This is a genomic window from Aeromonas sp. WP2-W18-CRE-05 (genome assembly GCF_014168615.1).
Taxonomy (GTDB): domain Bacteria; phylum Pseudomonadota; class Gammaproteobacteria; order Enterobacterales; family Aeromonadaceae; genus Aeromonas; species Aeromonas caviae.
In genome coordinates this window covers 4,611,200-4,633,440 of record NZ_AP021917.1, presented here as the reverse complement: position 1 = coordinate 4,633,440, position 22,241 = coordinate 4,611,200, and the positions used below count along the sequence as shown (strand labels likewise).

18 protein-coding genes are annotated in these 22,241 nt (G+C 65.5%); 6 read left to right on the top strand and 12 right to left on the bottom strand.

The features are described from left to right. Positions 1-81: 81 nt before the first annotated feature. Together H7R73_RS21690 and H7R73_RS21685 are read right to left on the bottom strand one after the other, a co-directional pair. A complete protein-coding gene (locus tag H7R73_RS21690) occupies positions 82-723 on the bottom strand; it encodes a TetR/AcrR family transcriptional regulator (RefSeq protein ID WP_182951410.1) in 642 nt (213 codons plus the stop codon). Between the two features lie 272 nt (positions 724-995). Next, positions 996-1,916 carry a LysR family transcriptional regulator gene (locus H7R73_RS21685; RefSeq protein ID WP_103260943.1) on the bottom strand — a complete coding sequence of 307 codons (921 nt, stop codon included), beginning with the start codon at positions 1,914-1,916 and terminating at the stop codon, positions 996-998. Positions 1,917-2,084: 168 nt separating this feature from the next. Between H7R73_RS21685 and H7R73_RS21680 the strand changes: the two genes are divergently transcribed. Next, the gene (locus H7R73_RS21680) at positions 2,085-3,509 is read left to right on the top strand and encodes an MFS transporter (protein ID WP_103260942.1); all 1,425 of its coding nucleotides are present in this window, start codon (positions 2,085-2,087) and stop codon (positions 3,507-3,509) included. An 88-nt stretch (positions 3,510-3,597) separates the two neighbouring features. Here H7R73_RS21680 and hslU read toward each other — a convergent pair whose 3' ends face one another. The 4 genes from hslU to argS all read right to left on the bottom strand — a co-directional run bounded on the left by hslU (position 3,598) and on the right by argS (position 8,336). Further along, positions 3,598-4,926 carry an HslU--HslV peptidase ATPase subunit gene (hslU, locus tag H7R73_RS21675; RefSeq protein ID WP_103260941.1) on the bottom strand — a complete coding sequence of 443 codons (1,329 nt, stop codon included), beginning with the start codon at positions 4,924-4,926 and terminating at the stop codon, positions 3,598-3,600. Between the two features lie 92 nt (positions 4,927-5,018). Further along, positions 5,019-5,552: an ATP-dependent protease subunit HslV gene (gene hslV / locus H7R73_RS21670; RefSeq protein WP_005306539.1), complete on the bottom strand. Its 534-nt coding sequence runs from the start codon at positions 5,550-5,552 to the stop codon at positions 5,019-5,021. A 186-nt stretch (positions 5,553-5,738) separates the two neighbouring features. Next, the gene (locus H7R73_RS21665; protein ID WP_069784953.1) at positions 5,739-6,587 is read right to left on the bottom strand and encodes an SPOR domain-containing protein; all 849 of its coding nucleotides are present in this window, start codon (positions 6,585-6,587) and stop codon (positions 5,739-5,741) included. A gap of 3 nt (positions 6,588-6,590) precedes the next feature. Beyond that, a complete protein-coding gene (gene argS, locus H7R73_RS21660) occupies positions 6,591-8,336 on the bottom strand; it encodes an arginine--tRNA ligase (RefSeq protein WP_010676028.1) in 1,746 nt (581 codons plus the stop codon). A gap of 314 nt (positions 8,337-8,650) precedes the next feature. On the opposite strand from argS, the gene H7R73_RS21655 reads away from it, so the two are divergent. From H7R73_RS21655 to H7R73_RS21645, 3 genes are all read left to right on the top strand, one after another. After that, positions 8,651-9,217 (top strand): LON peptidase substrate-binding domain-containing protein, encoded by a 567-nt coding sequence (locus H7R73_RS21655; protein ID WP_103260940.1) that lies wholly within the window; start codon positions 8,651-8,653, stop codon positions 9,215-9,217. A 124-nt stretch (positions 9,218-9,341) separates the two neighbouring features. After that, positions 9,342-9,911 (top strand): sigma-70 family RNA polymerase sigma factor, encoded by a 570-nt coding sequence (locus H7R73_RS21650; RefSeq protein WP_010676026.1) that lies wholly within the window; start codon positions 9,342-9,344, stop codon positions 9,909-9,911. After that, positions 9,904-10,569, top strand: a complete 666-nt coding sequence (locus tag H7R73_RS21645) for a ChrR family anti-sigma-E factor (protein ID WP_103260938.1) — start codon at positions 9,904-9,906, stop codon at positions 10,567-10,569. Before H7R73_RS21650 ends, H7R73_RS21645 begins: the two co-directional genes overlap by 8 nt. Before the next feature lie 112 nt (positions 10,570-10,681). Here H7R73_RS21645 and bacA read toward each other — a convergent pair whose 3' ends face one another. From bacA to galE, 6 genes are all read right to left on the bottom strand, one after another. Beyond that, a complete protein-coding gene (gene bacA / locus H7R73_RS21640) occupies positions 10,682-11,497 on the bottom strand; it encodes an undecaprenyl-diphosphate phosphatase (RefSeq protein ID WP_010676024.1) in 816 nt (271 codons plus the stop codon). Between the two features lie 254 nt (positions 11,498-11,751). Then, complete coding sequence (locus H7R73_RS21635) at positions 11,752-12,747, bottom strand: aldo/keto reductase (RefSeq protein ID WP_010676023.1); 996 nt, start codon at positions 12,745-12,747, stop codon at positions 11,752-11,754. Positions 12,748-12,889: 142 nt separating this feature from the next. Continuing rightward, on the bottom strand, positions 12,890-13,957 hold the full coding sequence (locus H7R73_RS21630; protein ID WP_442859282.1) for a galactose-1-epimerase: 1,068 nt from the start codon (positions 13,955-13,957) through the stop codon (positions 12,890-12,892). Positions 13,958-13,984: 27 nt separating this feature from the next. Then, entirely contained in the window at positions 13,985-15,133 is a 1,149-nt protein-coding gene (gene galK / locus H7R73_RS21625) for a galactokinase (RefSeq protein ID WP_043153961.1), read from the bottom strand. Continuing rightward, entirely contained in the window at positions 15,130-16,188 is a 1,059-nt protein-coding gene (locus H7R73_RS21620; protein ID WP_103260936.1) for a UDP-glucose--hexose-1-phosphate uridylyltransferase, read from the bottom strand. Before H7R73_RS21620 ends, galK begins: the two co-directional genes overlap by 4 nt. 49 nt (positions 16,189-16,237) lie before the next feature. Next, positions 16,238-17,251: a UDP-glucose 4-epimerase GalE gene (gene galE, locus H7R73_RS21615; protein WP_103260935.1), complete on the bottom strand. Its 1,014-nt coding sequence runs from the start codon at positions 17,249-17,251 to the stop codon at positions 16,238-16,240. A gap of 216 nt (positions 17,252-17,467) precedes the next feature. Between galE and H7R73_RS21610 the strand changes: the two genes are divergently transcribed. Further along, positions 17,468-18,472: a substrate-binding domain-containing protein gene (locus tag H7R73_RS21610; RefSeq protein WP_010676018.1), complete on the top strand. Its 1,005-nt coding sequence runs from the start codon at positions 17,468-17,470 to the stop codon at positions 18,470-18,472. Positions 18,473-19,095: 623 nt separating this feature from the next. Next, positions 19,096-22,170 (top strand): beta-galactosidase, encoded by a 3,075-nt coding sequence (locus H7R73_RS21605; protein ID WP_103260934.1) that lies wholly within the window; start codon positions 19,096-19,098, stop codon positions 22,168-22,170. The last annotated feature ends 71 nt before the right edge of the window (positions 22,171-22,241 follow it).

Below are 22,241 nucleotides of genomic sequence, written 5' to 3'. Positions count from 1 at the left end.
CTTCTCCTTGAGGATGGCTCTGCAGCCAGAGGTCACCACCGAGAACGGCCAGCAGCAGAGCTAGCATCGCGATGCGTTGTTTCATGCCGTTTCTCCTTCTTTCATGTCGGTGGGGCGCAGGCCGCGCAGTGCCCATACCAGCCGCTGTCTGGCGGCCTCGGGGTTGTCTATCTGGGCGAGAAAGGGGGCGGCCTGTTCGGGCAGCCAGCCGAGCTGGCGACCGCTGCCGGCGATCACCAGCGGCAGGCCGACCGACCCCATGATGAAGATCATCAGCTGGAGCGGGTGACCCGCGACCAGCGACCCTTCCGCCTGTGCCATCCGTACCTGTTCGATCAGCAGCAGGGGATGACGGCGCGGCAGGCTGAGCAGAAAGCGCTGGGCCGCCCCTTCACCCGCCAGGGCATCGCCAAACAGGTGGTTGATGAAGCCGCGCTGGCGGGCCACCAGCCCGATCAGCGCCTCCATGGTCGCCTCGAACATGGCGATGGCAGAGGAGTAGGAGCCTTTGGCTGCCACCGCCTTGAGCTCGTCATAGAGGGGGGCGTACCAGAGCTCGACCAACTCGTCGATAAAGGCGTCGCGGTTGCCGAAGTGGTAGGCGAAGGAGCCGAGGTTCACCTCGGCCGCCGCCGCCAGCTCGCGCACCGTCAGGCCACGCAGCCCCTTCTCGGTGGCGATGGCGAGGCCGGTATCGAGCAGTTTCTGACGGGTGGGGTGCATCTGGCTGGTGCTCCTGGTGTATGCATTTTGTACGCAATTATACGTCCGTATAAAAAATGCGGAAGCGGGCGACAGGATCTTTTTGCCCGCAATGTGATCTGCCCCGCTCTGAGGGGCCGTGATCCCCGTCCGGCAGGGGGAAGGATCCACCACTTGTGCCCAAGCCACAGGCATGTCGGTGTGACGGGGTGGTGACAGGCGCTTCAGGCCCCGGGTGCGGGTGCCCGGGCCACAAGAGGCTGGTGATGGAGCCGGGAGCTGCCTGACCCGGATCAGGGGGTGTCGGTGGCCCCGGTGTGATAGGGGGGCCGGGCACAGGTGTCCCGTATCAGGGCGCGCAGCCAGCGGTGGCCCGGATCGGCATCCTGACTGGGGTGCCAGAGCAGGGCGACCCGGATCCCTGGCAGAGCGAAGGGCAGGGGCAGGGTGACCAGATCGCCGAGCAGGCTGGCGCAGTGCAGGTGCGGCACCGTCGCCACCAGATTGCTCTCCCTGACCAGGGCCAGCGCCGTCGCAAACCCGGGAACCAGGGTGGTGATGGTGCGTCTCTTCCCCTGGCCTGCGAGGATCTCGTCGATGGGGCTGTGAGGCTGGCCCCGGCGGGAGACCAGCACGTGGCGCGCGGCGGCATAGCGCGCCACGGTCAGGGTGCCGTCGCAGAGGGGGTGGTCCGGGTGCACCACGGCGACGAAGTGGTCCTGGAACAGGGCTTGGGTGCGCAGCTCAGGGGCCGTGGTGGTGCCGATGACCCCGGTCTCGAAGTCCAGCTCGCCACGGCGCAGGGGGCCGCTCTCCTTGTCGGGTTTGGCCAGAAAGTGCAGGCGCACCCCGGGGGCCTCGACGGCGAGGCGCGCCAGCAGGGCGGGGCCCACCGCCTCCACGAAGCCGTCGCTGGATCGCAGGCGGAAGGTGCGCTCCAGGCTCGCCGGATCTACTTCCTGCTGGGGGCGCAGCACGGCCCGGGTCTCCTGAACAAGGCGGGCGACCTCATCCCGCAGGATCTGCGCCCGGGGGGTGGGGATCAGGCCGCGTCCCGCCCGCACCAGCAGCGGATCCCCCGTGGTCTCCCGCAGCCTTGCCAGGGCCCGGCTCATGGCGGAAGCACTCAGGCCTAGCCGTCTGGCGGCGCCCGCCACACTGCCCTCTTCCAGCAGGGCATCCAGGGTGATCAGCAGGTTGAAATCCGGGGTCATGGTCGTCTCCTCGCAGGCGGCGCCTGACGGGCCGACCCCTTCATGATACGCGAGTTGCCGTCTCTTCATATGGCGTCTGATGCAACTATAAGCTGCAATCCGTGCGTCTTCCGCCTTGTCATCTCCCCCGCTAGCCTGAGTGCATCATCACTTGCCGGAGAGACTGCCATGTCCACACCACTTCTTGTTTCCCCTCCCGTGACGCGCCGTCTTGGTCTCGCGGGGCTCGGGCTCGCCACCCTGCTGCCCATGCTGGCGGGCAGCATGGCCAACCTGGTGCTGCCTGCCCTGGGGCAGGACTTCGGCGTGCCCTTCGCCAGCCTGCAATGGGTGCTGGTGGCCTACCTGCTTGGGATCACCAGTCTGACGGTGGTGGCGGGCCGGCTCGGCGATCGTCTGGGGCGGCGTCGCGTGCTGCTCTGGGGGACCGGGGTCTTTGCGCTGGCTTCCCTGCTGTGCGCCCTGGCCCCTTCCATTGGCTGGCTCATTGCCGCTCGCACCCTGCAAGGGGCGGGTGCGGCCTGCATGCTGGTGCTCTCGCTGGCCATGGCAGGAGAGCTGGTGCCGCCAGCCCGACGGGGCTGGAGCATGGGATTGCTCGGCACCCTGTCGGCCTGCGGCACGGCGCTCGGCCCCTCCTTTGGCGGCCTGTTGATCGGCGGATTTGGCTGGCAGGCTCCCTTCCTGCTGCTGCTCCCCCTGACGTTGCTTGCGCTGGGGTGTGCCTGGCGGGATCTGCCCCGGGATGAGGCGGGCTCTGCCGAGGGAGGCCTCCCGCTCACCAGTCTGTTGCTGCTGGTGACGGCGCTGCTCTGCTACGGGCTGGCACTGACCCGGGGCAGCCCGCTCGGGGTCTGGCCGGGGATAGGGGCGCTCGTCGCCATGGCGCTCTTCGTGCGTGCCGACTCGGGCGCCCGTCGCCCCCTGCTGCCCCTGGCGTTGCTGGGGGCGTCCAGGCGAAGAGGCGGGATCATCGCCAGTGCGCTGGTGGCCAGCGTCATGGTGGCGACTCTGCTGATCGGTCCTTTCTACCTGCACGGCGCCTTTGCCCTCGACATGGGGACGGTGGGGCTGATGATCTCCATGGGCCCCCTGCTGGCGGCGCTGTCCGGCATGCCCGCCGGCTGGCTGGTGGACAGGGTGGGGGCGAACCCTGTGGTGCGCCTCGGCCTGGGACTCATGGTGGTGGCCGCCGTCTTGCTGGCCTTGCTGGACAGGGCGCTCGGGCCCCTCGGCTACCTGCTGCCCATCCTGCTGCTCACCGCCGGTTATGCCCTGTTCCAGACCGCCAACAACAGCGCCGTGGTGGGGGAGGCGGAGGGGGCGAGCCGTGGCGCCGTGGCCGGGCTGCTGACCCTGTCGCGCAACCTGGGCCAGCTGACGGGGGCGGCGGGGCTGGGGGGCCTGTTCGCCGCCCTGGCGGGGCGGCCCGATCTCGCCCTCGCGACGGCGGACGAGCTGGCGTTTGCCACCCGGGTCACCTTCGCCCTGACGGCCTTGTTGCTGATGAGTGCGCTCTGGTTGGCGGGAAGGGAGGAGCGTGCCGTGCAGGGTGATGTGGCCCGGGACGGCTGCGAGTCGGGAGAACGCTGAAAACGAAGACGCCTCCAGAGGGGAGGCGTCTTGCTATGGGATTGAGCAGGATAGTAAACCGCTCAGCTCCTCGTTATCGATCAACCGGTTACAGAATGAAGCGGCTCAGATCCTCGTCTTCAATCAGCTTGCCGAGGTGGGCGTTGACGTAGTCGGTGTTGATGACGAAGGTCTCGCCTGACTTCTCGGAGGCGTCATAGGAGATGTCTTCCATCAGCCGCTCCATCACGGTGTGCAGACGACGGGCGCCGATGTTCTCGGTGCGCTCGTTGACCTGCCAGGCCGCTTCGGCCAGACGGCGGATGCCATCCTGGGTGAACTCGATGCTGACCCCTTCGGTGGCCATCAGCGCCTTGTACTGATCGGTCAGGGAGGCGTTCGGCTCGGTCAGGATGCGCTCGAAGTCTTCGGTGGTCAGGGCGGTCAGCTCGACCCGGATCGGCAGACGGCCCTGCAGCTCGGGGATGAGGTCGGACGGCTTGGCGATCTGGAAGGCACCGGAGGCGACAAACAGGATGTGATCGGTCTTGACCATGCCGTGCTTGGTGTTGACGGTGCAGCCCTCGACCAGCGGCAGCAGGTCGCGCTGAACCCCTTCACGGGAAACGTCCGGGCCCGAGCTCTCGCCGCGCTTGCAGATCTTGTCGATCTCGTCGAGGAAGACGATGCCATTGTTCTCGACGGAGGCGATGGCCTTCTGCTTCAGCTCTTCCGGGTTGACCAGGCGGGCCGCTTCCTCTTCGATCAGCGCCTTCATGGCCTCCTTGACCTTGATCTTGCGCTTCTTCTTCTGGTTCTGGCCCAGGTTCTGGAACAGTCCCTGCAACTGGTTGGCCATCTCTTCCATGCCCGGCGGGGTCATGATTTCGACACCCATGGGGGAGGCGGCCAGATCCAGCTCGATCTCTTTGTCATCCAGCTGACCTTCCCGCAGTTTCTTGCGGAAAATCTGGCGGGTGTTGGAGTTGTCGGCTTTCTCTTCCTCACCCCAGCTGTTGCGCGGGTTGGGCAGCAGGGCGTCGAGGATGCGCTCTTCGGCGGCTTCCTCGGCGCGGTATTTCATCTTCTCCATCTCGGTCTCGCGCACCAGCTTGATGGCGACATCGGTCAGATCGCGGATGATGCTGTCCACTTCCTTGCCCACATAGCCCACTTCGGTGAACTTGGTCGCTTCCACCTTGATGAAGGGGGCGTTGGCCAGCTTGGCCAGGCGACGGGCGATCTCGGTCTTGCCGACGCCGGTCGGGCCGATCATCAGGATGTTCTTCGGGGTCACCTCGTGGCGCATCTCCTCGGAGAGCTGCATCCGGCGCCAGCGGTTGCGCAGGGCGACGGCGACCGCGCGCTTGGCGTCGGCCTGACCAATGATGTGTCTGTCCAGCTCGTGGACGATTTCTCTCGGGGTCATCTCGGACATGATGGCGTTCCTGTATCCGGGGCGGGCAGGGCCCACCCCTTGGAAAATGGGGTTTGGCTGGCGGCCTTATTTGGCAGCCCTATTTCGCCGGCTTATTTGGCTGAATAATCCAGCACTTCGATGGTGTGGTTGCCGTTGGTGAAGACGCAGATGTCGCCCGCAATCTTGAGGGACTTCTCGACAATGCTCTTGGCGTCGAGCTCGGTGTTCTCCAGCAGGGCGATGGCGGCGGACTGGGCGAAGTTGCCGCCGCTGCCGATGGCGATGAGATCGTGCTCCGGCTGCACCACGTCACCGTTGCCGGTGATGATGAAGGATTTGTGCTCGTCGGCGACGGCCAGCAGGGCCTCGAGGCGGCGCAGTGCGCGATCGGTGCGCCAGTCCTTGGCCAGCGCCACGGCGGCGCGCTCCAGATTGCCCTGATGGGCCTGCAGTTTGGCTTCGAAGCGCTCGAGCAGGGTGAAGGCGTCGGCGGTGCCGCCGGCGAAACCAGCCAGTACCTTGCCGTTGTAGAGGCGATGAACCTTGCGGGCGTTGCCCTTCATGACGGTGTTGCCAAGAGAAACCTGGCCATCGCCACCGATGACGACCTGACCGTTGCGGCGAACTGAAACTATGGTAGTCACTTTACTTACCTCGCTTGAGCCGAATGACGGCCTGACTGTGCATGGAGGAAAAGATGGGGATGGCAAAACGGCTTTTCAAGCCTGTGCCGAGCACGGATCGCGGGGGAGGGATCGGGTGGGCGCGGGATGGCGCCAAAAGAAACAGGGCCGGGTGTTGCCACCCGGCCCTGTGCATGGACGCAGCGATCACCCCTTCTTGGGGATGCAGCCGCTGATGCCCGAGCCCTGCAGCTTGCGGTTGGCCGCGTCGGCCGCCGCCTTGCCGTTGAAGGGGCCCACCATCACCTTGTAGACGGCGCCACCGGCCCCGTTCACCACCTGCAGGCTGGAGGAGAGCCCGGCGGTGAAGGCGATGCGCGCCTTGAGGGATTCTGCGGAATCCTGGGAGCGCAGGGCGGCACACTGCATCATGTAGCGGCCGCCGTCGGCGGCTGCGGTCTGTGCAGTCTGGGTCGCTGCCTTGGCCCTGGCGGCCTCGGCACGCTCCCGCTCCAGTTCGGCGCGGATCTCCCGCTCCATCCGCTCACGCTCGGCCTTCTGGTCGATCACCTGCTCCCGGGCGCTGGCGACCGGGGCACCGGTGGCCGGCTTGGCCGGTTGCACCGGTTGCGGCTGATAGGGCTTCACCTGACCGATGGGGGTTCCCGGCTGGGGAATGTCGGTCGCGACCGGCTTGGGCAGCTTCTCCGGTTGCAGGGTCATGGTCTCGGCAGGCGGGGGCGGCAGCACGCCCGGCTGGGGCGGCGGCTCTATGATGTCAACCTGCTTGTTCTCCAGCCGCTCGATGTAGCTCCACTTCTCCTGGGGCAGGGTATTGCCCTGTGCCTTGGGTTTGTTGGCCTTCACCTGCTCTTCGATGGTGGGGGCATCGGCGCCCTTGCCGTTGATGAGGTAGAGGAAGGCGCCAAAACCGACGACCAGGGCCCCGGCCAGCAGTGCCGGGATAACAGGAAAGCGGCGAGGGGCCGCTTTCTTGATGTTACGGCCACCCGCCCGTCGTCTCGGGCTGTTGCCGACGTAATCCCGGGTCGCCATCTATTACATGCGCTCCAGGGTGTGGATGCCCAGCACGCCCAGGCCCAGCTTGAGCACCTTGGCGGTGGCGGCGCACAGCAGCAGACGGCTCTGGCGGGTCGCCTCGTCCACGCCGTCCTTGTTGATCGGGCAGGCTTCGTAGAAGGTCATAAAGTTGCCGGACAGCTCATACAGATAGGTACAGAGCAGGTGCGGCATCCCCTTGTCCGCCACGCCGTTGACCGCGTCGGAGAACTGGATCAGCTTCTGGGCCAGGGTCTCTTCGGCGTCTTCGCTCAGGACCACCTTGCCGCTCAGGGTATCGGCATCGACGCCAGCCTTGCGGAAGATGGACTGGATACGGGTGTAGGCGTATTGCAGGTACGGCGCCGTGTTGCCTTCAAAGGAGAGCATCAGATCCCAGTCGAAGATGTAGTCGGTGGTGCGGTTCTTGGAGAGATCCGCATACTTGACCGCGCCCATGGCGATGGCGTGCACCACCTGGGCCTTCTCTTCGGCAGAGAGGTCGCTGTTGCGGCTCTCCAGCAGGGCGCTGGCGCGCTCTTCCGCTTCGTTCAGCAGGTCAACCAGCTTGACGGTGCCGCCGGAGCGGGTCTTGTAGGGACGGCCGTCCTTGCCCAGCATCATGCCGAAGGCGTGGTGCTCGAGGGGCACGGACTCCGGCACATAGCCCGCCTTGCGGGTGATGGTCCAGGCCTGCATCAGGTGCTGGTGCTGACGGGAGTCGATGAAGTACATGACCCGGTCGGCGCCCAGGTTCTCGTAACGGTATTTGGCGCAGGCGATGTCGGTGGTGGTGTAGAGGAAACCGCCGTCGCTCTTCTGGATGATGACGCCCATGGGCTCGCCATCCTTGTTCTTGAACTCGTCCAGGAAGACCACGGTGGCCCCTTCGCTCTCGACCGCCAGCCCCTTGGCTTTCAGGTCGGCAACGATCTGCGGCAGCATGTCGTTGTACATGGACTCGCCCATGATGTCCTTGTTGGACAGGGATATGTTCAGGCGGTCGTAGTTGCGCTGGTTCTGCTCCATGGTCATGTCGACCAGCTTCTTCCACATGGTGCGGCAGTACTCATCGCCACCTTGCAGTTTCACCACGTAGTTGCGGGCGCGCTCGGCGAAGGCTTCGTCTTCGTCGTAGTGACGCTTGGCCTGGGTGTAGAAGGCTTCCAGGTCCTTGAGCTCCATGTCGGAGGCGTGCTCGTTGGCCATCTTCTCCAGATAGGCGATCAGCATGCCGAACTGGGTGCCCCAGTCGCCGATGTGGTTGGCACGCACCACCTTGTGGCCCAGGAATTCGAGGGCGCGGGCGGCCACGTCACCGAGCACGGTGGAGCGGATGTGGTGCACCGCCATCTCCTTGGCCACGTTGGGGGCGGAGTAGTCCACCACCACGGTCTGCGGCGCCGGCAGCTTCACGTTGGCGTTGTCGGAGGTCACCATGGCTTCCACCTGACCGGCCAGCCAGCTCGGGTCGAAGAAGAAGTTGATGAAGCCGGGGCCGGCGATCTCGACCTTGGCGATCAGATCGGAGGCAGGCAGGTGCTCGATGATGGCAGCGGCCAGCTCGCGGGGGTTCTTGCGGGCCGGTTTGGCCAGCAGCATGGCCAGGTTGGTGGCCAGGTCGCCGTGAGCCTTCTCCTTGCATCGGTCTACTTGCACCCGGGCTTCCAGGTCGGCCGGCAAGACGCCTGCGGACTTGAGATTGGCTACCGTTTGTTCAAGTAGATGATGAATATGCTCTTTCATAACTGACCACCGAGGTTGCGCGTCGAAAAGTGACTGACTGGATAAGGGCGTGAATTTTACCCGCATCGGGCCGAGAAAACTATAGGAACGGCCCGCACCCGTAGGTGTGGCGGATATTTCACTGCATTTTCCACCACATTGCAGGATATTGATTTGGGTAAGTGGTGGTTATCCATTTCTACTGCATAACGAAACGGCTTGTCCAGGCTATTTTCCCCTGATTATGACAGGGTTATTTATACCGATTCGATCTGAATGATCCCGCTTCCCGTGGCGGTCGTATCCTTTGAGGACGCCGTTGGAGGATGATTCCCATGACACTGGTACTGTTTCCACTCTCCGCTCACCTGCTGCCGGGCGGCATCATGCCGATGCGCATCTTCGAGCCCAGATACCAGCGCATGATCGCCGAGTCCCGGGAGCGGGAGTTCGCGCTCTGCATGCTGGACCCCCGCCAGCCCGACGCGCTGCGCAACATGTACCCCATCGCCACCCGGGTGCGCATCATCGATTTCGATCTGCTGCCCGATGGTTTGCTCGGCATCACGGTACTCGGGGTGGAGCGGGTGCGCATCACGGATCTCTGGCAGGAAGAGGACGGTCTGCGGGTCGGCGAGGTGGAGCCCCTGCCCCCCTGGCAGAGCGGCAGGCTCCAGGCGGATCAGCACTCCCTGGCCAAGGCGTTGCAGGACGTGTTCAACGACTATCCGGAGTACGCGGCCCTCTATCCGGAGCCGGACTGGGAGGATGCGAGCTGGGTCGCCCAGCGCTGGCTGGAGGTGCTGCCCATCCCGGTGGAACAAAAACAGTGGCTGGTGGCGGCCAAGGACAACCAGCCCACCCTCTCCCTGCTGAGCGGTCTGCTGGTCGCGAGCCATTGAATTCCCTTTCCCGGTGATCCATTTTCCTCGCTCACCGTATTGGGGGTGAACACCACACGCGAGGGATGGCGCAATGGCATATACTGGCCAACCACAATCGGCTCCACGCAGGACATCGCCCCCCATGGACAACCCAGACGGCGACCTCACATCTTTGCTGGTCCGGGTGGCCGAGCGGGCCGACAAGGCTGCCTTCGCCACCCTGTTCCACCACTTCGCGCCGCGCATCCGCAGCTACGGGCTGCGCCACCTCGGCAGCGAAGCCAACGCCATGGAACTGGTGCAGGAGACCATGCTGCTGGTCTGGCAGAAGGCACGGCTCTATCACCCCGACAAGGGCGCCGCCACCACCTGGATCTACACAGTGATGCGCAACCAGAGCTTTGACATGCTGCGCCGCCGCCGCGCCAGCAAGGAGGAGCTCTGCGCCGAGGAGATCTGGCCGTTGCTGGAGTTCCGGGCCGAAGAGGAGCACCTGAGCGGCGGTGAAGACGCGGTGCTGACCCGCCAGATGGCCCACTATGTCGCCACGCTGCCGGAGCCGCAGCAGCAGGTGGTGCGCGGCATCTACCTGCAGGAGCTCTCCCAGCAGGAGCTGGCCGACCGGCTCGGCGTGCCCCTTGGCACCATCAAGTCCCGGCTGCGGCTGGCACTACAGAAACTGAAGGAACAAGTGGAGCAAGGCCATGATTAAGACCCATCCGACTGAACCCATGCTGCGCGCCTTCGCCGCCGACGAGCTGCCCCTGCCGCTGGCCGTCGGTGTCTCCGCCCATTGCGAGTTCTGCCCCGAGTGCGCCGCCCGGGTGAAGGAATTTGAAGAGGCGCTGGCGTGCCAGCATCTCGCCCCTGACGCGCCGGACGAGGCGCTGCCCGCCGGATTCGATGCCATGCTGGCGGGCATACTGCAACAGCCGGTGGTGACGGAGGCGGCGCTCGCCCTTCCCGAGAGCCCGAGGCCAGAGCTCAGGGTGGCGGGTCACAGTTACCGGCTGCCGCGGGCATTGGCTCGGCATCATGCCCCCAGGTGGCGTCATCTCGGGGCCATCCGTCAGGTCAGCCTGCCCCTGGACGAGATGGGGGCGCGGGCCAACCTGCTCCACATCGAGGCGGGGGGGCGGATCCCGGAGCACACCCACAAGGGATATGAGCTGACCCTGCTGCTGGCGGGCACCATCGAGGATGGCGACACCCGCTATCAGGCGGGGGATTTCATCTGGCGTGACGCCAGCCACGCCCACAGCCCCCGTACCCCGGACGGCTGCCTCTGCTACACGGTGCAGGATGCCCCCGTGCAGTTCACCAAGGGGCTGTCACGGCTGCTCAACGGCATCAGTCAGCACCTCTATTGAGTTGGGCTCACGGCGGCTCGGTGATCGCGGGCTGCCGCGCGACTGAGGCGGTATCACGGCAACAAAAAAGGGACCCTCGGGTCCCTTTTGTGTTGCTTGGCGGCGAAGCCCATCAGGCCACGAAGACCAGGTAGACGACGAAGGCCAGCAGGAAGCGGTAGATGGCGAACGGGATGAAGTCGAGACGACGGATCAGCGCCAGGAAGGTCTTGATGGCGACCATGGCCACCACGAAGGCGGTGACGAAGCCCACCGCAAACATGGGGAAGTCCGCCATGGAGAGGAAATCGCGGCTCTTGTAGAGATCCAGGCCGCTGGCCGCGATCATCATGGGTACCGCCATGATGAAGGAGAATTCCGCTGCCGCGTGGCGGCTGATGCCCATCAGCATGCCGCCGCTGATGGTGGCGCCGGAGCGGGAGAAACCGGGCCAGAGTGCCAGGCACTGGAACAGGCCGATGCCGAAGGCCTGCTTGTAGCTGATGTCGTCCAGGGTCTCCGCGGTCACGGCGGGGCGGAACTTTTCGGCGATGATGAGCAGGATGCCACCGGCCACCAGGGCATACATCACGGTTTCCGGCCCGAACAGATTGGCCTTGATCCAGCTGTGGATAGCCAGCCCGACGACCACGGCGGGCAGCATGCCGAGGATGACGTGCACCAGGGAGAGGGTCGCGTGGCCCGGGGTCGGTTTCTGACCGAAGTGAATGCCGATGAGTCCGAACAGGCGGCGCCAGAACATGACGACCACTGCCAGGATGGAGCCGAGCTGGATCACCACCTCGAAGGTGGCGGCCTTGGGTCCTTCAAACCCGAGGAGGTGGCCGACGATGATCATGTGGCCGGTGGATGAGACGGGGAGGAACTCGGTCAGGCCTTCCACTATGCCCAGCACAAAGGCGACGAACAGGGCGTAGGATTCGGTCATGGTGCAGATCTCTTGGTTATGGGGTCTGGATAAAATCAACCCCGAACGGGTCGGGGCGGCCAATGATGGCGGAAAATCGCGCGGGCAACCAGTGAATATTGGGGATTTCAGCGCCCTGTTCCGGCCGGGAAAGGGCGCTGGCGGACCATGCAGGGCGCGGCTTGAAGCATGTTGTCAGAAACCATGACTGCCCCGTCACGTTCTGACAGGGCAGTCACGCCAGATGCCCTCGTCTTTATGACCTTTTTGTGCGGTCAGGCCAGTATGGACAGGATTTTCTGTTGAAGATCATCGTCCAGAGGGGGCTGCCCCAGGGCGTCGACGGCGCTCGTTATCTGTTGGGGATGGCTGGCGCCGATCAGGGCGCAGCTCACCACGGGGTCGCGCAGCACCCATTGCAGTGCGAGTTGCGACAGGGACTGACCCCGTTGCAGGGCCAGTGCATGCAGGGCGCGGACGGTGGCGAGCTTCTCCTCGGTGATTTGGTCCGCCGTGAGGAAGGGGCTGGCACTGGCGGCGCGGGAATCCGCGGGAATGCCCGCCAGGTAGCGATCGCTCAGCAGCCCCCCCGCCAGGGGCGAGAAGGCGACCACCCCCATGCCGTGCTCCCGGCAGGCTGGCAGGGTGTCGGGCTCAATATCGCGTTGGAACAGGGAGTATTTGAGCTGGTTGACCAGGCAGGGGGTGCCGAGCTCCGCCAGCCGGGCGGCAGCCTTGGCCGCGAGCGGGGCCGGGTAGTTGGAGAGGCCGATGTAGAGCGCCTTACCCTGGCGCACCATCAGGGCCAGGGCCTGGCAGGTCTCCTCGAGCGGGGTGCGGGGATCCGGCCTGTGGTGATAGAAGATGTCCACGTAGTCGAGGCCCAGACGGCGCAGGCTCTGGTGCAGGCTGGCGAAGAGGTACTTGGCGCTGCCGCCATCGCCGTAGGGGCCGTCCCACATCACGTAGCCCGCCTTGCTGGCGATGATGAGCTCGTCCCGATAGGGAGCCAGGCTCCTCTTGAGCAGCGTGCCGAAGGTCAGTTCGGCAGATCCCGGCGGCGGCCCGTAGTTGTTGGCGAGATCGAAGTGGGTGATCCCCAGATCGAACGCCTGATGCACCATGGCCTTCGCGGTGGCGGGATCGCTCCCGGCGCCGAAGTTGTGCCAAAGGCCCAGACCGATGCCGGGCAGGCGCAGGCCGTGGCGGCCCGCCGGTCGGTAGGGCTGGCGCTGGTAGCGGTCGGGGGCGGCGAGGTAGTTGTCATCCATCACGGTGCGGTTCCTTGGCTGGTGTGCAATGAGGAGCGACGGGCCCTGCGGCGGGCCTCACTCCGGCTGATTCGGCGGTGCCATCGGGGCCGCCATGACGTGGCGGCGCGCCCGGGCCCCTTCGTCTGCCCGAGCGGGGCTGTCAGGGGGCAGGAATAAAGCGATAACGGGTCTGGTGGCGATAACGCTGCCCCGGCAGCAACCAGGGATCGCCGAGGGCGGGCCGGTTCGGGCTGTCGGGCAATTGCTGGGCCTCCAGGCAGAAGCCGTCGTAATCCCGGTAGGGTCGGCCCTGACGATCCGGTGTGCCGGTCAGCCAGTTGCCGCTGTAGAACTGCAGGGAGGGCTGATTGGTGTAGACCGCCATGGTCAGCTTGCCATCCCCCGAGATCACCCGGGCGGCCCATGGCTGGCTGGACCCACCAAACGGCTCATCAGCAGGCACAAAAACGCTGTTGTTGAGCAGAAATGCGTGATCGTACCCCTTGGCCAACTGCTGCTGGGGGTGGTCCAGCCACGCCTGGCCGATGGGGCGGGGGGCGCGCAGATCGAAGGGGCCTTCCACCGGGGCGATGGCCAGCGGCAGGCTCTGGTCATCCGTGGGCAGGTAGCGGTCGGCGTCGAGGCTGATGGTGTGCTGGCGGATGTCGCCACCGCCATCCAGGTTGAAGTAGGCGTGGCTGGTGAGGCTGACCGGACTGGGGGCGTCCGTGCTGGCGCAGAAGTCGACCACCAGATCGCACTGCTCCAGCCGATACTCCAGGCTCACCCTCAGATTGCCGGGAAAGCCCTGATCCCCCGCCCGGGAGAGGAGCGCCAGCTTGACCCTGTCCGCCTCCTGCTCCTTGATCTGCCAGGTGCGGCGATGGAACCCGTCGCGCCCGCCGTGCAGGCAGTTGGCCCCCTGGTTGGCGTCCAGCGTCCAGCACTGGCCTTCCCGCTCAAGGCGGGCGCCGCCGATGCGGTTGGCAAAGCGCCCCGCCACGGCCCCCAGCCATACCTGCTGGGTGAGGTAGGCCTCGTCGGCGCAGCCCAGCAGCACCTCCCGCCGCTCTCCCGCCACCGGCAGGGTGAGGGAGGTGAGGGTGGCCCCGTATGCGAGACCGCGCAGCCGCAGTCCCTCCTCGTTTTCCAGCTCGAATCTCATCATGGTTTGCGGTTCCCCGTCGTGATCCCGTCGCCCCCTGTCGGCGTCGCAAGTGCCGGGCAGGGGGCGTCACCCGTTGTCAGGCGTGCGTTACAGTCTGCCTGCCCCTGCGCTGGCACGGCAGACGTAGCAGTCCGCCTTGAGGCCGAAGCGTGCCGGGTATTCCGCCTCCACCACGGCGATCACCTCGGCCACCTTCTCGGGGCGCAGCAGGGCGACCACGCAGCCACCAAAACCGCCGCCGGTCATGCGCACACCGCCTTCGCTGCCGAGCCGGGCCTTGATGATCTCCACCAGGCCGTCGATGGGGGGCACGGTGATCTCGAAGTCATCCCGCATGGCGGCGTGGGACTGGCCCATCAGCTCGCCGAGGCGCACCAGATCGCCCTGTGCCAGCGCATCGGCCGCCGCCAGAGTGCGGGCATTCTCGCCGACCACGTGGCGGGCACGGCGATAGCAGGCCTCGTCCAGACCGGCCTTGCCCGCTTCCAGAGTCGCCAGATCCAGGTCGCGCAGGGCCTTGACCCCGTAGTGACGGGCGGCGGTTTCGCACTGCTGACGACGGGTGTTGTATTCGCTGTCCACCAGGCCGCGGCGCACGTTGGAGTTGACGATGAGCACCGCCAGATCGGTGGGCATGGGGATGAGCCGGGTCTCCAGGGAGCGGCAATCGAGCAGCAGGGCGTGATCCTGCTTGCCGCTCGCGGAGATCATCTGATCCATGATGCCGCAGTTGCAGCCGACGAACTGGTTCTCCGCCTGCTGGCCGTTGAGGGCGATTTCCGCCTGGCTGATGGCCAGCCCCTGGGCCTCCTTGAAGGCCTGGCCGATGGCCACCTCCAGGGAAGCAGAGGAGGAGAGACCCGTACCCTGGGGCACGTTGCCGGAGACCACCAGATTGAGGCCACGCAGGGCGTGGCCCCGTGCCTGCAGGTGTTTCACCACGCCGCGGATATAGTCGCTCCAGCGCTGGCTGGGGTGGTGCTCGATGGGTTGATCGAGACTGAACCGGTCGCGCTGGTTGTCGTAGTCGGCGGCGATCACTTCGACCAGGTTGTCGCCGCGCAGGCCGATGGCGACGCAGGTCTCGTAGTCGATGGCGCAGGGCAGCACGAAGCCGTCGTTGTAGTCGGTGTGCTCGCCGATGAGGTTGACGCGGCCTGGAGCCCGTACCAGCAGGTCGGGTTGTTGCTCAAACTGCTCGGCAAACACGGCGCTGACGCGCTGGCTCGGGGTCATAGGGCCTCCTCGTTGGACTGGTTCTGGTCGTTGTAGTGGATGGGACTGAGGGCGCGCAGCCGTTCCGCCGCCTGTTCCGGGGTGAGATCGCGCTGGGTTTCGGCCAGCATCTCGAAGCCCACCATGAATTTGCGCACCGTGGCGGAGCGCAGCAGGGGCGGATAGAAGTGGGCGTGCAGTTGCCACGCCTCGGGGCAGTCGGAACGGGGCGGGGCGAAGTGCCAGCCCATGGAGTAGGGGAAGCTGCACTGGAACAGGTTGTCGTAGCGGCTGGTGAGCTCCTTGAGCGCGATGGCCAGGTCCTGTTGCTGTTCCCGGGTGAGATCCAGCATGGAGGGGGCATGGGCCTTGGGCAGCAGCAGGGTCTCGAACGGCCAGGCCGCCCAGAAGGGCACTACCGCCAGCCAGTGGGCGGTCTCCACCACGATGCGGGAGCGATCCGCCAGCTCCCGCTCCACATAGTCCAGCAGCAGGGGGCGGCCGTGTTCGGCCAGCCAGGCGCGCTGGTGCGCCTCTTCCCGGGCAATCTCGTTGGGCAGGAAGTCGCTGCCCCAGAGCTGGCCGTGAGGGTGCGGGTTGGAGCAGCCCATGACGGCGCCCTTGTTTTCAAAGACTTGCACCCATTCCCACTGGTCAGAGAGCTCGGCCACCTGGTCCATCCAGGTGGTGATCACCCCTTCGATGGCGGGCAGGGGCAGCTCGGGCAGGGTCTTGCCGTGATCCGGCGAGAAGCAGATGACCCGGCTGGTGCCCCGGGCGGCTTCCAGCTTCAGCAGGGGATCCGGCGCCGCGTCGGCGGCCGGGGTGTCCTGCATCAGGGCGGCGAAGTCGTTGGTAAAGACGAAGGTGCCCTGATAGTCGGGGTTGATATCGCCGGTCACCCGGGTGTTGCCCGCACAGAGGAAGCAGTCGGGAACATGGGCCTGGCTCGGCGCCAGGCTCACCTTCTCGACCTGGCCTTGCCAGGGGCGCTTGGCCCTGTGAGGGGAGACCAGCACGTACTGGCCGGTGAGCGGGTTGAAGCGGCGGTGGGGGTGATCAACGGGGTTGAACATCATCACTCCAGTGTGTGAGTTGAATACATCCGAAGGCGCAGGCCAGGGCCTACGCCTCGTAACCATTGGGGTTGGCTGACTGCCAGCGCCAGCTGTCGGCGCACATGGCGGCGAGATCCCGGCTGGCGTGCCAGTCCAGTTCCCGAGCGGCCTTGGCGGGATCGGCCCAGCACTCGGCGATGTCGCCGGGGCGCCGTGGCTCGATCCGGTAGGGAAGGGGCCGACCGCAGGCAGCCTCGAACGCCGCGACCATCTGCAACACGCTCTGGCCCTGGCCCGTGCCCAGGTTGTAGGCGTGGACACCGCCCCGTCCGGCGCAGTGTTCCAGAGCCTTGACGTGCCCTTCGGCGAGATCCATCACGTGGATGTAGTCGCGTACCCCGGTGCCGTCGACGGTTGGGTAATCGTTACCAAAGACCGAGAGGCAGTCGCGTCGGCCGATGGCGACCTGGGTCAAAAACGGCATCAGATTGTTGGGGATGCCCTGGGGATCCTCCCCCAGGGTGCCGGACTCGTGGGCGCCGACGGGATTGAAATAGCGCAGCAGGGTCATGCTCCAGTGGGGCTCGGCCCGCTGCAGATCCTCGAGGATCTCCTCGATGATCAGCTTGGATCGGCCGTATGGGTTGGTGGCGCTGCGGGGGAAATCCTCCCGGATCGGGGTGCTGGCGGGATCGCCGTAGACGGTGGCCGACGAGCTGAACACCAGATTGCGTACCCCGGCCCGTTTCATCGCCTGCAGCAATACCAGGGTGCCGCTCAGGTTGTGCTCGTAGTAGTCCAGCGGGATGCGGGTCGACTCGCCGACCGCCTTGAGGGCGGCGAAGTGGATCACGGCGTCGATGTGCTGCTCCCTGAAGATGCGATCCAGCAGGGCCGGGTCACGGATGTCCCCTTCGTAGAAGCGGGGCTCGCGCCCGCTGATGGCGGCGACACGGGTCAGGACGCCCGCCTTGCTGTTGCAGAGGTTGTCCACCACCACGGGCTCCATGCCTGCGGCCTGCAAGGCCAGACAGGTGTGGCTGCCGATGTAGCCGCAACCGCCGGTGACCAGTACTTTCATCCGTTGTTCCACCCTCAACTCCTCGCATCAGGAAAGCCTGAGCAGGAGTCTAGCCGAGGGGCTGACGGGCAAACTGTGAGCTGCTTAACAAATATGTGTAAACGATTACACTTGTTTTCATCGACCAATGTGGCAAGTTCTGATTTTTCCCCCTGTTATCAGTGACATTGAACGGTATAATGCGGCCAGTTGCAGCGTGAAATAAGTGAAAACAGCATGAGCACCATCAAGGATGTCGCCCGTTTGGCCAATGTGTCAGTGGCAACGGTTTCACGGGTGATGAACAACTCACCCAAGGCCAGTGCCGCCTCCCGCGAGGTGGTGCTGAAGGCCATGGCCGAGCTGGGCTATACCCCCAACGCCAACGCGCGGGCCCTGGTCAGCCAGACCTGTGACACCATGGGAGTGGTGGTGGGCGACGTGGCGGATCCTTTCTTCGGCGCCCTGGTAAAAGGGGTCGCGGCGGTGGCGGTGGAGCAGGGCTTGCATCTGTTGATGGGTAATGGTTTTCACCGCGCCCAGCAGGAGCGGGAGGCCATCGAGCTGCTCATCGGTAAACGCTGCGAGGCACTGGTGGTGCACAGCAAGGCGCTCGGCGACGAGGAGCTGGTCGACTACGCCCTGCGCGCCCCCGGCATGGTGCTGATCAACCGCGACATTCCGAGTCTGAGGGGGCGCTGCATCGCTCTCAACAACCGCCAGGGTGCGGCGACCGCCACCCGTCATCTGCTGGATCTCGGCCACCGCCATATCGCCTTCCTGAGCTCGGATCACGCCATCGAGGATGCGCTGTTGCGCCACCAGGGCTATCAGGATGCCCTGGCGGAGGCGGAGGTCTTCGCCGATCCCGAGCTGGTGGAGAGCGGCATGCCCAATGAAGAGGGGGGCGAGCGCGCCATGCTCAACCTGCTGGCCAAGGGGTTGCCCATCACGGCGGTGGTGGCTTACAACGACGCCATGGCGGCAGGGGCCATCTCTGTGTTGGCGGACAACGGCCTCAAGGTGCCGGAAGAGGTGTCTGTGGTGGGCTTCGATGACATCATCTACGCCAGATACCTGAGACCCAAGCTCTCCACCATGCGCTATCCCATCGAGCTGATGGCGGCCCAGGCGGCCAAGCTGGCGCTGCAACTCGCCGCAGGGGAGAGCGAATCGGTGCAGAGCCGCATCTATACCCCCACCCTGATCAACCGCCATTCGGTCGCTCCCGTCAGGTCCTGATCGCAGCGCTTGCGCCCCGTCGGCGCAAGCGCTGCACCTGGCGAACCCGTACTGCAGCATATAAAGCGCCCCCATAGCTCAGACGATAGGTAGCTTAGAGCATGGCTAGCGCAGACCATAAAGGACTGTCTGAGGAGTGAGAACCGTCCCCTCACGCTCCCTGCCTGCCGAACTCGGCAGCTCTTCCCGCTCGTCTGTCACGAGCCCCTCTCCCCCGGCCTGCCGAGCCTCACTTCCTGCCGGAACCTGCCAGACGCCCGCCATGGCTTTTCTCTGCGCCGGGCAGGGGCTCTCGTGGCCTCTGCGCGCTCCTTCGAGAGGCCGGGCTGCGTGCCCGGAACTGGGTTGGGGCGAGGGGGCACGATGTCGGGTCTTTGCCATGGCTTGCTCCGCTGGTTCGGCCATTGCCTCCCGGTTTCACACTCCCGGGCATCTTTTGCCCTTCCGAAGGTCCGCTTTTCCCCCCTTGGGGTCATTTACCCGGATTTATCCGATTTTTACTCCGTTTTACTTAACAAAACGAGTGTAATCGTTTACATCTGTGTGAGCGGGATCGCCGATCACCGGGCAAAACTCTCCTACACTGCAGTGGTTTTCAGCGTGAATGCAGGGAGAAGTGAAGCATGCTCAGGGAGATAGTGGCCCGTCAGGATTGGCAGACCCAGGGGATCACCGCCGTGAACCGGTTGCCAGCCCATACCCCCTTGTCCAGTTGGCGCAGTGAAGGGGAAGCCAGGATGGGGGGGTTGTCACCTTCCCGCCTGCTGCTGGACGGCGAGTGGCAGTTCTCCTGGTTCGAGGCCCCGGAGCGGGTGCCGGAGCAGTGGCTGGTGGAGGATCTGCCGGATGCCTGCCCCATCAAGGTGCCGGGCAACTGGCAACTGGCTGCGGCCTATCCGGGGGCGCGGCCCGTCACGGATGTGCCCATCTACACCAACATCAAGTACCCCTTTCCCTGCGACCCGCCCCGGGTGCCTGCCGAGAACCCCACCGGTTGCTACTCCCGCGAGTTCACCGTTGCTGCAGACTGGCTGGCCGAGGGGCAGACCCGGATCATCTTCGACGGGGTGGACAGCGCGTTTCATCTCTTCTGCAACGGCCGCTGGGTCGGTTACTCCCAGGACAGCCGGCTGCCGGCGGAATTCGATCTGACCCCCTTCCTCCAGGCCGGGGCCAACCGCCTCGCCGTCCTGGTGCTGCGCTGGTCTGACGGCTCCTATCTGGAAGATCAGGACATGTGGCGCATGAGCGGCATCTTCCGCTCCGTCAGCCTGCTGCACAAACCGACCCGTCATCTGATGGATATCCGGGTGACGCCCGAGCTCGACGCCTGCTACCGGGATGCCCGCCTCAAGGTTGAATTGCAGGCGGCCAACGGAGCCGGTCTGTCGGTGGAGGCCAACCTCTATGATGGCGACGAGCGGGTCGCGACCCTGCGCCAGCGGATCGGCACCCAGGCCATCGACGAGAAAGGGGTGTATGACGATCGCGCCGAGCTGTGGCTGATGGTAACGGCGCCACACAAGTGGAGCGCCGAGACCCCGCACCTCTATCGCCTGACCCTGACCCTGCTGGACGAGCAAGGAAGCGTCCTCGAGAGCGAGGCCCATGACGTGGGCTTTCGGGCGGTGGAGATCCGTGGCGGCCTGCTGCGGGTCAACGGCCAACCCCTGCTGATTCGTGGTGCCAATCGCCATGAACACCATCCCGCCACGGGTCACGTGGTGACCCCGGCCGACATGGAGCAGGATCTGCTGCTGATGAAGCGGCACAACTTCAACGCGGTGCGCTGCTCCCACTATCCCAATCACCCCGAGCTCTATCGCCTGTGCGACCGGCTCGGCCTCTATGTGGTGGACGAGGCGAACCTGGAGACCCACGGCATGACCCCCATGGGGCGGCTGGCGCGGGATCCCGCCTGGAGCAACGCCTTCCTGGAGCGTGTTACCCGCATGGTGGCCCGGGACTTCAACCACCCCTGCATCATCATCTGGTCCCTGGGGAACGAATCCGGTTATGGCCCGGCCCACGACGCCATGTATCGCTGGGTGAAGGGGGCGGATCCCTGCCGTCCGGTGCAGTACGAAGGGGGCGGGGCCGACACCCCGGCCACCGACATCATCTGCCCCATGTATGCCCGTACCCATCAGGATCAACCCTTCCCGGCGGTGCCCAAGTGGGCGCTGGCCAAGTGGATCGGCCTGCCGGAAGAGACCCGGCCGCTGATCCTGTGCGAATACGCCCACGCCATGGGCAACAGCCTGGGGGGCTATGCCCATTACTGGCAGGCATTTCGCGATCATCCGCGGCTGCAGGGTGGGTTTGTCTGGGATTGGGTCGATCAGGGGCTGGACAAGCAGACCGACGATGGCCGCCATTTCTGGGCCTATGGTGGCGACTTCGGCGACACTCCCAACGATCGCCAGTTCTGCTGCAACGGCCTGCTGTTCCCCGATCGCACCCCCCATCCCTCCCTGTTTGAAGCCCGGCGTGCCCAGCAGCCCTTTGTTCTTACCCTGCAGGGTCGCCAGCCGCTGACGGTGGAGATCCGCAGCGAATACCTGTTCCGCGAGACGGACAACGAACGCCTGCAGTGGCGTCTGTGTGAAGACGGCGTGGTGGTGAGCCAGGGTGAATACCCGCTCGAGCTGGCCCCCCGGGAGAGCGTGACGCTGACCCTGCTGGAGCAATTGCCGGCCTTTGCGCCGGGGGCGCTTGCCTGGCTGGATCTCGCCATCGTGCAGCCCACCGCCACGGCCTGGGCCGGAGCGGGTCACGAGGTGGCTCGCCAGCAATGCCTGTTGCCTGCGCCCCTGGCGCTGCCGTCGGCCTGCCCGGCGGTCAGCCTGACCGAGCAGCGCGATCACTGGGTGCTTGGCGCCGCAGATTCCCTGTGGCAGCTCGACAAGGCCAGTGGTCGCATCGTCAGCTGGCAGAAGCAGGGCCGCGAGCGGCTGCGCGACGCCATCGCCGATCATTTCTATCGGGCGCCGCTCGACAACGATATCGGCACCAGCGAGGCGGATCATGCCGATCCCAACGCCTGGATTGCCCGCTGGCAGGAGGCCGGACTCAATGATCTGCAGCACCGCTGTCTCGGCCTGGAGGCGAGTCCGGAGCAGGGTCTCATCACGGCGCACCACGGCTACTTCGTGGGTGACGAGCCGAAGATCCTGACCCGCTGGCATCACAGGATGGACGGGGAGGGCGCCATGCACCTCGCCATCGAGGTGGAGGTGGCCGCCGACATGCCCTCCCTGCCGCGCATCGGTGCCCGGCTCTGGCTGGCCGATGAACCGGCCGAAGGTGCCCCGGTGAGCTGGCTGGGGCTTGGCCCCCACGAGAATTACCCGGATCGCCGGCTCGCCGCCGATCTCGGTCGCTGGCAATTGCCCATCGAGGCGTTGCACACCCCTTATGTCTTCCCCACCGACAACGGCCTGCGCTGCGATACCCGCGCACTGCAACTGGGGGATCTGGCGGTGGAGGGGCGCTTCCACTTCAGCGTCAGCCGCTACAGTCAGCAGCAACTGGCCGAAGCCCGTCACCAGACCGATCTGGTGGCCCTGGGGGGCACGCACCTGTGCCTCGATGGCTTCCACATGGGGGTGGGAGGCGACGACTCCTGGAGCCAGAGCGTGCGGCCCGAGTTCTGGCTGTTGCCGGGGCGTTATCACTGGCACTGCCGTCTGAGCTAGCCGGACCCGCCGTCGCGAGATGGCGAGACCCAAAGGCAGTTTCTCACGTAACTATTTAATTTTTAACAATA

Bases quoted from the DNA above. Each gene is read 5' to 3' on its own strand.
- H7R73_RS21690 (WP_182951410.1), bottom strand. From the start codon at position 723: ATGCACCCCACCCGTCAGAAACTGCTCGATACCGGCCTCGCCATCGCC.
- H7R73_RS21685 (WP_103260943.1), bottom strand. From the start codon at position 1,916: ATGACCCCGGATTTCAACCTGCTGATCACCCTGGATGCCCTGCTGGAA.
- H7R73_RS21680 (WP_103260942.1), top strand. From the start codon at position 2,085: ATGTCCACACCACTTCTTGTTTCCCCTCCCGTGACGCGCCGTCTTGGT.
- hslU (WP_103260941.1), bottom strand. From the start codon at position 4,926: ATGTCCGAGATGACCCCGAGAGAAATCGTCCACGAGCTGGACAGACAC.
- H7R73_RS21665 (WP_069784953.1), bottom strand. From the start codon at position 6,587: ATGGCGACCCGGGATTACGTCGGCAACAGCCCGAGACGACGGGCGGGT.
- argS (WP_010676028.1), bottom strand. From the start codon at position 8,336: ATGAAAGAGCATATTCATCATCTACTTGAACAAACGGTAGCCAATCTC.
- H7R73_RS21655 (WP_103260940.1), top strand. From the start codon at position 8,651: ATGACACTGGTACTGTTTCCACTCTCCGCTCACCTGCTGCCGGGCGGC.
- H7R73_RS21650 (WP_010676026.1), top strand. From the start codon at position 9,342: ATGGACAACCCAGACGGCGACCTCACATCTTTGCTGGTCCGGGTGGCC.
- H7R73_RS21645 (WP_103260938.1), top strand. From the start codon at position 9,904: ATGATTAAGACCCATCCGACTGAACCCATGCTGCGCGCCTTCGCCGCC.
- bacA (WP_010676024.1), bottom strand. From the start codon at position 11,497: ATGACCGAATCCTACGCCCTGTTCGTCGCCTTTGTGCTGGGCATAGTG.
- H7R73_RS21635 (WP_010676023.1), bottom strand. From the start codon at position 12,747: ATGGATGACAACTACCTCGCCGCCCCCGACCGCTACCAGCGCCAGCCC.
- galK (WP_043153961.1), bottom strand. From the start codon at position 15,133: ATGACCCCGAGCCAGCGCGTCAGCGCCGTGTTTGCCGAGCAGTTTGAG.
- H7R73_RS21620 (WP_103260936.1), bottom strand. From the start codon at position 16,188: ATGTTCAACCCCGTTGATCACCCCCACCGCCGCTTCAACCCGCTCACC.
- galE (WP_103260935.1), bottom strand. From the start codon at position 17,251: ATGAAAGTACTGGTCACCGGCGGTTGCGGCTACATCGGCAGCCACACC.
- H7R73_RS21610 (WP_010676018.1), top strand. From the start codon at position 17,468: ATGAGCACCATCAAGGATGTCGCCCGTTTGGCCAATGTGTCAGTGGCA.
- H7R73_RS21605 (WP_103260934.1), top strand. From the start codon at position 19,096: ATGCTCAGGGAGATAGTGGCCCGTCAGGATTGGCAGACCCAGGGGATC.